Here is a 13,801-nt window from a genome sequence, read left to right on the forward strand (position 1 = left end):
GCCGGGACGCCCTCACGCTCCGCACGAACACGGTGCGTACCCGTGGGAGCGACCCCGCCCCCGGCACCGGACCCCACCCGACCACGCGATCCGCACCACGCGCGTGCCCAGCGTGATGTCACTCGTACGAATGTCGTTGGTGTGTCCGATTCGCCGCCTGCCGGCAGTCCCCCGGGCCGCCGTGCTGGTGATCAGATCTTGACGCAATCCGATCAGCAACCGGTCACCATCCGCTACTTGAACCATCGATGAGCCGTCACTGAAGCGACGTAATCGATGATTTGAGCAACTCGGTGTAGCACCGCCTGTACGAAGCGTTATTCTCCTCAGACGCATACCGGACCCCAGCTCGCGACAACGAGTAAGGGGTCCCGCACTGCACGTGATGGAAGCTCTGCCTCTGGGAGACCCGTGTACTCACACGTCGGGGTTGACGCCTCGGGCCTGGCTACGCTGCGCGCAACGGTCCTGGACCACTTGCGCGGTCTTGTCGCCACCGCGTACGCCGTACCCGCACTCGCCGCACCGGCCCCTGCCGTGAGCGGCCCTATCGGTCCTTGCTATGCCCTGGCGAGCGGTGGGGCGGCGGTCGGCAGGAGGAGCGGCCGCGCCAGGGGCGCGACCGGCTCCACCCCGACCACCGCACGCCGCCCCACCGCCGACAGCGACAGCGCGCGGATGATGGACCTGGTCGAGCGCGCCCAGGCCGGCGAGGCCGACGCCTTCGGCCGGCTGTACGACCAGTACAGCGACACCGTCTACCGCTACATCTACTACCGGGTGGGCGGGCGGGCCACCGCTGAGGACCTCACCAGCGAGACCTTCCTGCGCGCCCTGCGCAGGATCTCCACCTTCACCTGGCAGGGCCGTGACTTCGGCGCCTGGCTCGTCACCATCGCCCGCAACCTGGTCGCCGACCACTTCAAGTCGAGCAGGTTCCGGCTCGAAGTGACCACCGGCGAAATGCTGGACGCCAACGAGGTCGAGCGCAGCCCGGAGGACTCCGTCCTGGAGTCCCTCTCCAACGCCGCGCTGCTCGAAGCCGTACGCAAACTCAACCCGCAGCAGCAGGAGTGCGTCACGCTCCGCTTCCTCCAGGGCCTCTCGGTCGCCGAGACCGCCCGCGTCATGGGGAAGAACGAGGGCGCGATCAAGACCCTCCAGTACCGCGCCGTACGCACGCTCGCCCGGCTGCTGCCCGACGACGCGCGCTGACAGCACCCTCCTTTACGGCCGCCCGGCCCACGCCGGGCGGCTCTGAGCACCCCCCACGCAGACCAGTCCTCAACCCCCTCTCCATCACGCTGCGTTGACAGAGTGGTGACACTGTGGTCCGATCGCCGTCCGCGCGTAACCCAAGTGCGGCACCGCTCGTTGTGCGGGATGCAGGCTCCCTGTGTCCCCCGCGCACGCGGGTCGATCCTCATCGGACCCCCAGGGGAGTCGACCGTCATGACGAGAGGAGGTGCCGCCAGTGATCGCGAACGTCTCGGCACACCGGCGGGCGAACGCCTTCGCCCAGACCCTGGACGACAGGAGCGACCCGGGCTCGGCGACGGCGCAGTCGGCCGAGCCGGCCGCCGAACATGCCGAACCAGCCGACCAGAGGCGGCTGTTGGGCCTGGCGAACAGCCTCGGCGAAATGCCGAAGCCCATGCTGGACCCCGAGGTCAAAGTGGTGCAACGGGCACAGCTCGTGGCCGCCATGGAGGCCATGCTGCAGGAAGGCACGGCCGGTCAGGGATCCCCGGGCCCTACCGTGCCCGAGCAGCGCACATCGAAGGGCGCCCACCGGGCGTCCCCCCTCGGCCGGCTGCGGCCGAGGTCCCGCTGGTCGAAGAGCCTCGCCGCAGGTGGCCTCACGGTCGGTGTGGCGGCGGGCGCCTTCAGCGGAGTCGCCGCTGCCAGCTCCGACGCACTGCCCGGTGACTCGCTCTACGGGCTCAAACGCGGCATGGAGGACATCAGAATCGACCTGGCGGACAACGACTCCGCACGCGGCGGCCTCTATCTCGACCACGCGTCCACCCGGCTCGCCGAGGCGCGAAGACTCATGGAACGGGACCGCACCGGGCACCTCGACCACGAGTCCCTGACCGAGATCCGCCGCACCCTCACGGGGATGAAGGACGACGCCTCGGAGGGCCACCGCCTGCTCCACGCGGCCTACGAGAAGAACGGCTCGCTGGCGCCGATGGCGACCCTGTCGTCGTTCGCCGCCTCGCACCGGCAGGCGTGGGACGGGCTGCGCGGGCGCCTTCCGGTGCAGCTCACCGACGTCGGCAACGAGGTCAACTCGGTCTTCGCGGCCATAGACCAGGACGTCGCCCCGCTGAAGTCGAAGCTCCCGGGGCCCGACAGCACCCAGTCCGGCTCCGCGCCCGACGCCACCCAGAGCGCCGGGACGCCCGGTACCGGCAAGCACCGCAAGCCCTCGCCCGCCGCCCCGAGCGCGGGCGAGAGCCACGGCCAGAACGGCTCCGGCCAGGGACACGGCTCACCCTCCCCGTCCGGTACGGACGGCGGTTCGGCGAACTCGTCCCACCAGGGCGGCCTGATCGGCGGCGCCGCGGGCGGCCTCGTCGACCCGCCGTCGGGACCCGCCTCCGACCCGGCGGCCCCGCCGGAGGACCAGGTCCCGGGTGCCCCCGCGCCCGACGTCACGCTCCCGCCGCTGCTGCCCGGGCTGCTGCCCGGTCTCGGCATCGACGAGCACGACGCGGACGAGGGGCAGTAGGGCGCACCGCACGCACACCGTGAGGGGGGTGGTTCCCCGCCAGGGAACCACCCCCCTCACGCCTGCGGTCGCACGTCACGCACGACGCGGTCGCGCACGCCTCAGAAGAACACCGACCTGCGCTGCACCAGCAGCTTGTACAACGTGTGCTGGATCTGCTCCCGCACCTGGTCCGTGAGGTTGAACATCAGCATCGGGTCCTCCACCGCCTCCGGCGGATACCCGTCCGTCGCGATCGGCGCACCGAACTGGATCGTCCATTTCGTCGGCAGCGGCACCACCCCGAGCGGCCCCAGCCAGGGGAAGGTCGGCGTCAGCGGGAAGTACGGGATTCCCAGCAGCCGCGCCAGCGTCTTCGAGTTGCCCAGCATCGGGTAGATCTCCTCCGCCCCGACGATCGAGCACGGCACGATCGGCACGCCCGCCCGCAGCGCCGTCGACACGAAGCCGCCCCGCCCGAACCGCTGGAGCTTGTAGCGCTCCGCGAACGGCTTGCCGAGCCCCTTGAATCCCTCCGGCATCACGCCGACGACCTCGCCCCGGCCGAGGAGCTCCTCCGCGTCCTCCGCGCACGCCAGCGTGTGACCCGCCTTGCGGGCCAGCTCGTTGACGACCGGCAGCATGAACACCAGGTCCGCCGCGAGCAGCCGCAGGTGCCGGTCCGCCGGGTGGTGGTCGTGCACGGCGACCTGCATCATCAGCCCGTCCAGCGGCAGCGTCCCCGAGTGGTTCGCCACCACCAGCGCGCCGCCCTCCGACGGGATGTTCTCGATGCCTTTGACCTCGACCCGGAAGTAGTTCTCGTACACGGGCCTGATCAACGACATCAGCACCTGGTCGGTGAGGTCCTTGTCATAGCCGAAGTCGTCGACCTCGTACTCGCCCGTCACCCGGCGCCGCAGGAACGCGAGCCCGCTCGCGATCCGCTCCTCCCAGCCCGGCCGGCCGTCCTCGGGCCGGCCCCCGCCGTCGCCGGGGCGGGCACCGCCCGCGTCGAAGGAGCCACCCGAGCCCGCACCGGAGCCGTCCGCGGGGCCGGAGCCGCCACCGGCCCCCGGCTCCGGCACCGGCCGCAACGGGGGACGTCCCGCGCCCGCCGGCCGTTCGTGCCCCCCGCCGCGCCCCGTTCCCCGCCCGCGCGGACGCTTACCGCTCCCGTCACCGAACGGGATCACCTTGGCATCGGCCATGTCAGTCGCGCTCCTTGCCCGCGTCGCCGCTCACACCGTCGCCCGCGCCCCGCGCACCGGCGCGGCCGCCGTCACCGCCGTCGTACTCCAGGAAGTCACCGAACCGGTCCGCGGCGTACCCCGTCGCCCGGCCCGCCACCGCCGACAGGCGGTCCACGAGCGCCCCGGCCGTCTCCGGCGGCAGCAGGCCCGCACCCCGGCCCCGCGCGAACGCCTCGAAGGCACCGGCCGTCGTGTACGCGGGAGCGAACCCCAGCGTCTCGCGCATCTGGTCCGTACTCACGACCCGGCCGTGCGTGAGCAGCCTGATCTGTTCCGGCGCGAAGTCCGTCATGCCCGTCGTGCGCAGCGCGGAGCCCATCCAGGTCACCGCGGGCAGCAGCACCGGCACCGTCGGCCTGCCGAGCCGGCGCGCGCACTGCGACAGCAGCAGCACCCCGTCACCGGCCACGTTGAACGTGCCGCTGCTCCGCGATCCGCTGCGCTCCTCGTCGGCCACGAGCAGCAGGATGCCGATCACGTCGTCCTCGTGCACGAACTGGAGCCGCGGGTCGTAACCGAACACCGTGGGCAGCAGCGGCAGCGAGAAGTACTCGCCGAGCGGCGTGTCCGCCGTAGGACCGAGGATGTTGGCGAACCGCAGCACGGACACCGCGACATCGGGCCGCCGGCGCGCGAAGCCCCGTACGTACCCCTCGACCTCGACCGCGTCCTTCGCGAAGCCGCCGCTCGGCAGGGACTTCGGCGGCATCGTCTCCGTGAAGACGGCGGGATCGCGCGGCGCCGACCCGTACACGCTCGTGCTCGACTTCACGACGAGCCGGCGTACGGCGGGGGATTTCTGGCAGGCACCGAGCAGCTGCATGGTGCCGATCACATTGCTCTCCTTGACGGAGGCGCGGCTGCCGCCGCCGAGCGGAGTGCCCGTCACATCCATGTGGACGACCGTGTCCACCCGGTGCTCCGCCAGCACCCGCGCTATCGCCGGCCTGCGGATGTCGGCACGGACGAACACCGCGCCGTCCAGTGCGTGGCCCGGATCGACCGCGTCCACCGCGACGACCCGTTCCACACCCGGCTCACGCCGCAGGTGCCGTACGAGACGGCCCCCGAGCTGCCGGGCGGCTCCAGTGACGAGCACCACTCTGCCCACGGACAGCGCCTTTCCTCAACGGATCACGAACCGACCGGTTCACGAACGCACAGGTTCAGGACATGCGACATGGCGGCCCCTCCACCGTTACCGGTGAGAGGGGCCGCCACTGCGTACAGCGTGCCGTTTCCGGCATCGTCCCCGCGTACGCGGGGACTGACTCACTTCTTGTTGCGACGCTGAACGCGCGTGCGCTTGAGCAGCTTGCGGTGCTTCTTCTTGGCCATCCGCTTGCGCCGCTTCTTGATAACAGAGCCCACGACTACCCTCGCTCACTTCTTCTCACTCGGTGCGGGGCGTCTGGGCCCACACGACCTACGTCGGGCCAGCCTACCCGCCGCCGAGTGCCGGACGTAATCCGAGGGGATCCGGGGGTCTGCGTCAGGCTGATTCCACCCCCACGTAGGACTCCCGGAGGTACTCGTGAACCGCTTGCTCCGGGACCCGGAAAGACCTGCCCACCCGGATCGCCGGCAGATGACCGCTGTGCACCAAGCGGTACACGGTCATCTTCGACACTCTCATCACCGAGGCGACTTCCGCCACGGTAAGGAACTTGACCTCGTTGAGAGGCCTCTCGCTGTCAGCAGCCATGACCCACCTGTACCTTCCGCACTGCAACGGCCCCCGGCTTCCCCTCCGGTGACTCTTCGTCGCTGTGCGCTCACTACCAGGGTAGGGGCGGGTGATACGAGTGGGGAAGAGGAGCACCCCACAGCTGATTACTGTGACAGACAGGCCCGATTGAGTACATACCGCACCAGCGGACGGTAGTAGGCGGGGCGCGCACCGTCGTCCAGCGGCACCGCCACGGACACCCTGCCCTCCGCTTCGCCGACGAACACCGCCGGGTCGTCGGTGTCCGCCAGGGCGATCGCCTCGACACCGAGCTGACCTGCGCCGCAGACCCACCCGTGGTCCCCCACGACCAGCTCGGGAAGCCGCCCGCCGGAGGCCGCCGCGGCCTCCAGGACCACCCGTACGGGCAGCGGCGAATGGGAATGTGCGCCGGTCTCACTCCCGGCGCACCGCACTCCCTCCTCACGCACCAACGCCACACCCCGGACGTAATCCAGGCGGTACGTGCGTAGACCGAACCGGGTCGCTATGTCGACACACCTGCCCTGCGCCGGCATGAGGACTTCACATCCTGCCGTCGACAGAGCGTCTGCGAGTTCGCCGTAGAACCCCAGCAGCCGGTCCGGATGCCCCGTCCCGAACAGCACGGCCGCCCCACGCGACACAGCCGCCGCGAGGCGCCGCGCGAACGCGTCCAGGGCGTCCAACGTCCGTTCCGGGTCGATCACATCGGCCCCGGTCACCTGGCGGGGATCGGCGGACACCCCGCACCGGTCCGCCATCAGCCGCAGCAGATCCCGCTCCTGCCAGCCCCGCTCGGGCGCGAGCCCCAGCGTGACCCGCGGATCCCGCGCGGCGAACAGCCGGTAGGCGAGCAGACTCGCCTCCCGGGAGGTGGCCACGGGCCCGGCGAGACGGGCCGCCAGCAAATGCGCCCGAAGCGCCCCGGTAGTCAGCACCCGGCCGATGCTTCCGCACCGCACGGACCGCCGCCCTCAATCCCCGGGGATGCCCCACGGTTGGCGTAACACACGCCTGTACGAACGGTACGCCTCCGCCGGCACGGCGCGTCCCGTCCGGTCGGACCCCGGGCCCCACCCCGGGCGTGTCCCCCGGTCGTACGACGTGCCCGCACGGCCGCCCGAAGCACGGCAGCCACCCGCCGGGCCCGGAGCACGGCGACAACCCGCAGCACGACGACAGCCCGGCACCCGGAAGCCCGGCCACGGGAGCAGCCGCAGGCAGCCCGAGACGTAACACCCGAGACGTAACAGCGGGGCCGGCGCGGCAGCCCGACACCTCGCGGCACGGCTGCGGCAGCACCACCGGCACCCGCCGGCGCCGCCACGCCGGCAGCCCCACGCCCGTCCGCACTGCTACGGCAGCAGCCCCCGCAGCGGGAACACCGCCTGCCGGGTCGCCCTGATCGCCTGGTCCAGCCGGTCCGCCGGGTCGTAACCCGTCTCCCACGCCTGCCACCCCGGCGTCCCGCCGTCCGTCATCCGGCCCGGCCCCAACTGCCGTGTCCGTGCGTACACTTCGTCCCGCCACGACGCCGGGAGCACTGACTCGGGACCGACCGGGCGGTGCGCCGCGATCCCCACCAGATGCGTCCACGACCGGGGTACCACGTCCACCACCGCGTACCCGCCGCCGCCGAGCGCCAGCCACCGGCCCTCGTCCGCGAACTCGTGCGCCAGGTCATGACAGGCGGACTGCACCGCGCGCTGCGCGTCCAGGGACACCGCCAGGTGCCCCAGCGGGTCCTCGAAGTGGGTGTCGGCGCCGTGCTGCGAGACCACCACCTGCGGCCGGAACCCGGCAAGCAGCTCCGGCACCACCGCGTGGAACGCCCGCAGCCAGCCCGCGTCGCCCGTGCCCGCCGGAAGCGCCACGTTCACCGCGCCGCCCTCACCCGCGCCGTACCCGGTCTCCGTCGGCCAGCCCGTACCCGGGAACAACGTCCGCGGATGCTCGTGCACCGAGATCGTCAGGACCCGCGGGTCCTCCCAGAACGCGGCCTGGACACCGTCCCCGTGGTGCACGTCCGTGTCGATGTACGCGACGCGCTCCGCACCCAGCTCCAGCATCCGCGCGATCGCGAGAGCCGCGTCGTTGTAGACGCAGAACCCGGACGCCTCGGCGGGCATCGCGTGGTGCAGTCCCCCCGTGAAGTTGACCGCGTGCGCGGCCTCCCCGGCCCACACCGCCTCGGCCGCCGCCACCGAGAGGCCCGCGATCAGCGCCGACGCCTCGTGCATCCCCGCGAACGCCGGGTCGTCCTCCGTACCGAGCCCGTACGAACCGTCCGCGGAACGCGGGTCCGCCGACACCGCCCGTACCGCGTCCACGTAGTCCTGCCGGTGCACGAGCCCCAGCGTGGAGTCCCCGGCCGGTGGCGCCGACCGAACTTCGGCTTCCTCGTCCAGCCCGTACGCCCGTACCAGTGCCATGGTCAGCGCGAGCCGCACCGGGTCCATCGGGTGCGACCCGCTGAACCTGTACGTCGTGACCGCGTCATCCCACATCAGCAGTGCGCGGCCGTTCTTGCCCGTCATGCCCGCCACCGTATCCGTCGGGCACCCGGGCGAACGAGCGGGCGTAGGCCGACGTCGCCACCACCATCACCATCGGCACGAGCATCGCGCCCCGATAACTCCACGCATCGCCCAAGGCACCCACCAGCGGCGAACCGACCAGAAAACCGACATAGTTGAAGATGTTGAGGCGCGCGACGGCCGCGTCGCTCGCGCCGGGGAACAACCGGCCCGCCGCCGCGAAACACTGCGGCACCAGCACACACAGACCGAACCCCAGCAGCGTGAAGCCGAGAATGCCGGACCACGGACCGGGCGCCACCGCCACCACCGCGAACCCCAGCGCCGCCAGCAGCGACCCGCAGCGCACCACGAGCACAGGACCGAACCGCCGCACCCCGAAGTCCCCCAGGGCCCGCCCGATCAGCGTCGTGACCATGTACGCGTTGTACGGGACGGTCGCGAGCTCCGCGGAACTGCCCAAAGTGTCCTGCAGGTACTTCGCCGACCAGTTGGAAACGGTCGAGTCCCCGATGTACGCGAACGCCATCACCAGGCACAGCGGCAGCAGCGCCCGGAACACCACACGCGGAGCACCGCCCGCCGCACCGCCTCCCGGCTCCCGCGCGACCACCACAGGCCCGCCCACGGCATCCGGCGCGTCGGCGTCCACGTACCAGCGGCTGCCGACCAGCGCCACGGGCAGCAGCACCACCACCGCCGGCAGGTACGAGACGAACAGCGACAGGTTCCCGTGCGCACCGACCCAGGCCAGCGACGCCCCGAGGATCCCACCGAGGCTGTACACGGCGTGGAAGCCCAGCATGATGCTCCGCCCGTACGTCCGCTGAAGGCTCACTCCCAGCATGTTCATCGACGCGTCGAGGCCGCCCACCGCGAGCCCGAACGCCCCGAGCGACACGGCGACCTGCCACACCTCGCTGCCCGCGCCGACCCCCAGGAGCGCCAGCATCACCACCGGCTGCAGGCACCGCAGCACCACCGCGGGCCGCGCCCGCGCCACGATCCGTTCGGTCAGCACACTCCCGGCACCGGCGAGGACGGGCACGGCCGCCAGGAACACCGGCAGCAGCCCGTCGGAAATCCCGTACCGGTCCTGGATCGCCGGGATACGGGTCACCAGCAGGGCGAACGTCACCCCCTGGGCGAAGAAGCCCACACCGAGGGAGATCCGGCCCCGCCGCAGCCGCGCATCCGTCATGGCGCGACAGCGTAGAACGCGTGGCTACCGCTGGGTAGAGAAAGCACACACCCAATCGGCGAGGGCTACGCGAGCAGCGCCGGGAGCTCCTCCATCACGGAGAAGTACCCACCGGCACCCGCAAGTTCGGCGACCGGTGTCATCGCGGTGAAGGCGTACACGTCCATCCCGGCGGCCCGCCCCGCGGCGAGCCCCAGCGGGCTGTCCTCGACCACGGCACACCGCTCGGGGGCGACGCCCATGCGGCGGGCCGCGTGCAGGAAGAGGTCGGGCGCCGGCTTGCCGCGCCCGACATCCTCCGCGCTGAAGACGGTGTCCTCACGAAACCACCGGTCGAGCCCCGTCCTGCGGTGCCCGACCCGGATCCGCTCGTGGCTGCCCGAGGACGCCACACAGTAGGCGACACCGTCCGCACGCAGCCCCTTCAGGACCTCCGACACCCCCGCCACCGGTTCGAGTTCACGCTCGAACGCCGCGAACACCCGCGCGTGCAGGGTGTCGTCGAAATCGTCCGGCAGCGCCTGCCCGGTGCGCTCCCCGACCAGATCGTGCACGCGGTGCAGGGCAGCCCCCATGAAGTCCCGGACCGACTCCTCGTAGGTGGTGGGATGGCCCAGCTCGGTGAGGTACGCGGCCAGGATCGTGTTGGAGATCGGCTCGCTGTCGACGAGGACCCCGTCGTTGTCGAAGATGATCAGGTCATAGCGCATGCTCACGACCCTAGAGGTGCCCCTCGGCCGCACCCGCCCCGGACGGGGCGGCGGCTGTGGGCCGACCAGCGCGACCCGCCGCCGCGACGTCGGGACCGCTGCTGGTATGCGCCGCCGGGGCGAACATGCCCGGGTTCCCCGGCGTCCCCCGGTCAGGGGCACAGTGGACGCGAAGAGGGCCCGCATGCCGGCCCCGGCCGGAAACGGTTTTCGACATTCGGCATTCGGCCGCGTCGCGAACGACGAGCGGCGAACGACGCGAAAAAGGGTCCGGGAACGCGAAAAGGGCCCGCACCATGTGCGGGCCCTTCCCCATTTAAAAATTGTTCGGCAGCGACCTACTCTCCCACAGGGTCCCCCCTGCAGTACCATCGGCGCGGTAAGGCTTAGCTTCCGGGTTCGGAATGTAACCGGGCGTTTCCCCTACGCTATAACCACCGAAACACTATGAAACAATCAACACAACCGGAATAAACACAGCTGTTCGTGGTTTCAGAACCAACACAGTGGACGCGAGCATCTATGGACAAGCCCTCGGCCTATTAGTACCGGTCAACTCCACCAGTCACCTGGCTTCCATCTCCGGCCTATCAACCCAGTCGTCTACTGGGAGCCTTACCCCATCAAGTGGGTGGGAGTCCTCATCTCGAAGCAGGCTTCCCGCTTAGATGCTTTCAGCGGTTATCCCTCCCGAACGTAGCCAACCAGCCATGCCCTTGGCAGGACAACTGGCACACCAGAGGTTCGTCCGTCCCGGTCCTCTCGTACTAGGGACAGCCCTTCTCAAGACTCCTGCGCGCGCAGCGGATAGGGACCGAACTGTCTCACGACGTTCTAAACCCAGCTCGCGTACCGCTTTAATGGGCGAACAGCCCAACCCTTGGGACCGACTCCAGCCCCAGGATGCGACGAGCCGACATCGAGGTGCCAAACCATCCCGTCGATATGGACTCTTGGGGAAGATCAGCCTGTTATCCCCGGGGTACCTTTTATCCGTTGAGCGACGGCGCTTCCACAAGCCACCGCCGGATCACTAGTCCCGACTTTCGTCCCTGCTCGACCCGTCAGTCTCACAGTCAAGCTCCCTTGTGCACTTACACTCACCACCTGATTACCAACCAGGCTGAGGGAACCTTTGGGCGCCTCCGTTACCCTTTGGGAGGCAACCGCCCCAGTTAAACTACCCATCAGACACTGTCCCTGATCCGGATCACGGACCCAGGTTAGACATCCAGCACGACCAGAGTGGTATTTCAACAATGACTCCACCTGAACTGGCGTCCAAGCTTCACAGTCTCCCACCTATCCTACACAAGCCGAACCGAACACCAATATCAAACTATAGTAAAGGTCCCGGGGTCTTTCCGTCCTGCTGCGCGAAACGAGCATCTTTACTCGTACTGCAATTTCACCGGGCCTATGGTCGAGACAGTCGAGAAGTCGTTACGCCATTCGTGCAGGTCGGAACTTACCCGACAAGGAATTTCGCTACCTTAGGATGGTTATAGTTACCACCGCCGTTTACTGGCGCTTAAGTTCTCAGCTTCGCCACACCGAAATGTGACTAACCGGTCCCCTTAACGTTCCAGCACCGGGCAGGCGTCAGTCCGTATACATCGCCTTACGGCTTCGCACGGACCTGTGTTTTTAGTAAACAGTCGCTTCTCGCTGGTCTCTGCGGCCACCCCCAGCTCACTGTGCAAGACAGATCACCAAGAATGGCCCCCCTTCTCCCGAAGTTACGGGGGCATTTTGCCGAGTTCCTTAACCATAGTTCACCCGAACGCCTCGGTATTCTCTACCAGACCACCTGAGTCGGTTTAGGGTACGGGCCGCCATAAAACTCGCTAGAGGCTTTTCTCGACAGCATAGGATCATCCACTTCACCACAATCGGCTCGGCATCAGGTCTCAGACACATGCATGGCGGATTTACCTACCACACGTCCTACACCCTTACCCCGGGACAACCACCGCCCGGGATGGACTACCTTCCTGCGTCACCCCATCACTTACCTACTACCACCTTGGACCAGCGGCTCCACCACTCCCCTCAACTCCGAAGAGATCAGGGCGGCTTCACGGCCTTAGCATCAGAGGATTCGATACTGGACGCTCTACAGCGGGTACCGGAATATCAACCGGTTATCCATCGACTACGCCTGTCGGCCTCGCCTTAGGTCCCGACTTACCCTGGGCAGATCAGCTTGACCCAGGAACCCTTAGTCAATCGGCGCACACGTTTCTCACGTGTGAATCGCTACTCATGCCTGCATTCTCACTCGTGAACCGTCCACCACTGCCTTCCGGCGCGGCTTCACCCGGCACACGACGCTCCCCTACCCAACCCAGCACCCGTTGGGGCTATACGCTGGATTGACACGACTTCGGCGGTACGCTTGAGCCCCGCTACATTGTCGGCGCGGAATCACTAGACCAGTGAGCTATTACGCACTCTTTCAAGGGTGGCTGCTTCTAAGCCAACCTCCTGGTTGTCTCTGCGACTCCACATCCTTTCCCACTTAGCGCACGCTTAGGGGCCTTAGTCGATGCTCTGGGCTGTTTCCCTCTCGACCATGGAGCTTATCCCCCACAGTCTCACTGCCGTGCTCTCACTTACCGGCATTCGGAGTTTGGCTAAGGTCAGTAACCCGGTAAGGCCCATCGCCTATCCAGTGCTCTACCTCCGGTAAGAAACACACGACGCTGCACCTAAATGCATTTCGGGGAGAACCAGCTATCACGGAGTTTGATTGGCCTTTCACCCCTAACCACAGGTCATCCCCCAGGTTTTCAACCCTGGTGGGTTCGGTCCTCCACGACCTCTTACAGCCGCTTCAACCTGCCCATGGCTAGATCACTCCGCTTCGGGTCTTGAGCGCGCTACTAAATCGCCCTATTCGGACTCGCTTTCGCTACGGCTCCCCCACACGGGTTAACCTCGCAACACACCGCAAACTCGCAGGCTCATTCTTCAAAAGGCACGCAGTCACGACATGCAAGCAAGCTTGCATGCGACGCTCCCACGGCTTGTAGGCACACGGTTTCAGGTACTATTTCACTCCGCTCCCGCGGTACTTTTCACCATTCCCTCACGGTACTATCCGCTATCGGTCACCAGGGAATATTTAGGCTTAGCGGGTGGTCCCGCCAGATTCACACAGGATTTCTCGAGGCCCGTGCTACTTGGGAAATAAACAAACGAGCCGTACAGATTTCAGCTACGGGGGTCTTACCCTCTACGCCGGGCCTTTCGCATGCCCTTCGCCTATCCATACGGTTTCTGACTCGCCTCACTGCCGGCAGACAATGAAAGTCCACTCCCACGACCCCGCCCACGCAACCCCTGCCGGGTATCACACGTGAACGGTTTAGCCTGATCCAGTTTCGCTCGCCGCTACTCCCGGAATCACTATTGTTTTCTCTTCCTGAGGGTACTGAGATGTTTCACTTCCCCTCGTTCCCTCCACACACCCTATGAGTTCAGGTGCGGGTGACAGCCCATGACGACTGCCGGGTTTCCCCATTCGGACACCCCCGGATCAAAGCTCGGTTGACAGCTCCCCGGGGCCTATCGCGGCCTCCCACGTCCTTCATCGGTTCCTGGTACCAAGGCATCCACCGTGCGCCCTTAAAAACTTGGCCACAGATGCTCGCGTCCACTGTGCAGTTCT

Annotated in this window: 10 protein-coding genes and 2 rRNA genes; 2 read left to right on the forward strand and 10 right to left on the reverse strand. The window is 67.9% G+C overall.

Translation table 11 applies throughout. The features are described from left to right. Positions 1-411 precede the first annotated feature (411 nt). Together OG310_RS14870 and OG310_RS14875 are read left to right on the forward strand one after the other, a co-directional pair. A complete protein-coding gene (locus tag OG310_RS14870) occupies positions 412-1,215 on the forward strand; it encodes an ECF subfamily RNA polymerase sigma factor, BldN family (protein WP_329456360.1) in 804 nt (267 codons plus the stop codon). A 259-nt stretch (positions 1,216-1,474) separates the two neighbouring features. After that, positions 1,475-2,737 carry a DUF5667 domain-containing protein gene (locus OG310_RS14875; protein WP_329456361.1) on the forward strand — a complete coding sequence of 421 codons (1,263 nt, stop codon included), beginning with the start codon at positions 1,475-1,477 and terminating at the stop codon, positions 2,735-2,737. A 101-nt stretch (positions 2,738-2,838) separates the two neighbouring features. Here OG310_RS14875 and OG310_RS14880 read toward each other — a convergent pair whose 3' ends face one another. From OG310_RS14880 to OG310_RS14925, 10 genes are all read right to left on the reverse strand, one after another. Then, complete coding sequence (locus OG310_RS14880; protein WP_329456362.1) at positions 2,839-3,927, reverse strand: lysophospholipid acyltransferase family protein; 1,089 nt, start codon at positions 3,925-3,927, stop codon at positions 2,839-2,841. Between the two features lies 1 nt (position 3,928). Continuing rightward, positions 3,929-5,080: an NAD-dependent epimerase/dehydratase family protein gene (locus tag OG310_RS14885; protein ID WP_329456363.1), complete on the reverse strand. Its 1,152-nt coding sequence runs from the start codon at positions 5,078-5,080 to the stop codon at positions 3,929-3,931. A 161-nt stretch (positions 5,081-5,241) separates the two neighbouring features. Then, a complete protein-coding gene (locus tag OG310_RS14890) occupies positions 5,242-5,340 on the reverse strand; it encodes a 30S ribosomal protein bS22 (RefSeq protein ID WP_003948845.1) in 99 nt (32 codons plus the stop codon). Between the two features lie 121 nt (positions 5,341-5,461). Further along, complete coding sequence (locus OG310_RS14895) at positions 5,462-5,674, reverse strand: helix-turn-helix domain-containing protein (protein WP_329456364.1); 213 nt, start codon at positions 5,672-5,674, stop codon at positions 5,462-5,464. Positions 5,675-5,802: 128 nt separating this feature from the next. Beyond that, positions 5,803-6,618, reverse strand: a complete 816-nt coding sequence (locus OG310_RS14900; RefSeq protein WP_329456365.1) for a phosphatase — start codon at positions 6,616-6,618, stop codon at positions 5,803-5,805. Between the two features lie 417 nt (positions 6,619-7,035). Then, positions 7,036-8,217, reverse strand: a complete 1,182-nt coding sequence (locus tag OG310_RS14905) for an acetoin utilization protein AcuC (protein ID WP_329456366.1) — start codon at positions 8,215-8,217, stop codon at positions 7,036-7,038. Continuing rightward, complete coding sequence (locus OG310_RS14910; RefSeq protein WP_329456367.1) at positions 8,177-9,418, reverse strand: MFS transporter; 1,242 nt, start codon at positions 9,416-9,418, stop codon at positions 8,177-8,179. The genes OG310_RS14905 and OG310_RS14910 overlap by 41 nt, the downstream gene beginning before the upstream one ends. A gap of 65 nt (positions 9,419-9,483) precedes the next feature. Beyond that, on the reverse strand, positions 9,484-10,128 hold the full coding sequence (locus OG310_RS14915; protein WP_329456368.1) for an HAD family hydrolase: 645 nt from the start codon (positions 10,126-10,128) through the stop codon (positions 9,484-9,486). A 325-nt stretch (positions 10,129-10,453) separates the two neighbouring features. Then, positions 10,454-10,570, reverse strand: a 5S ribosomal RNA gene (gene rrf, locus OG310_RS14920). Between the two features lie 80 nt (positions 10,571-10,650). After that, a 23S ribosomal RNA gene (locus OG310_RS14925) occupies positions 10,651-13,772 on the reverse strand. Between the last annotated feature and the right edge of the window lie 29 nt (positions 13,773-13,801).

Source organism: Streptomyces sp. NBC_01497, from assembly GCF_036250695.1.
In the GTDB taxonomy this organism is placed as follows: domain Bacteria; phylum Actinomycetota; class Actinomycetes; order Streptomycetales; family Streptomycetaceae; genus Streptomyces.

What these genes read in the sequence shown, in the direction of transcription:
- OG310_RS14910 (WP_329456367.1), bottom strand. Translation starts at nt 9,418, where the DNA reads ATGACGGATGCGCGGCTGCGGCGGGGCCGGATCTCCCTCGGTGTGGGC.
- OG310_RS14915 (WP_329456368.1), bottom strand. Translation starts at nt 10,128, where the DNA reads ATGCGCTATGACCTGATCATCTTCGACAACGACGGGGTCCTCGTCGAC.
- OG310_RS14880 (WP_329456362.1), bottom strand. Translation starts at nt 3,927, where the DNA reads ATGGCCGATGCCAAGGTGATCCCGTTCGGTGACGGGAGCGGTAAGCGT.
- OG310_RS14905 (WP_329456366.1), bottom strand. Translation starts at nt 8,217, where the DNA reads ATGACGGGCAAGAACGGCCGCGCACTGCTGATGTGGGATGACGCGGTC.
- OG310_RS14895 (WP_329456364.1), bottom strand. Translation starts at nt 5,674, where the DNA reads ATGGCTGCTGACAGCGAGAGGCCTCTCAACGAGGTCAAGTTCCTTACC.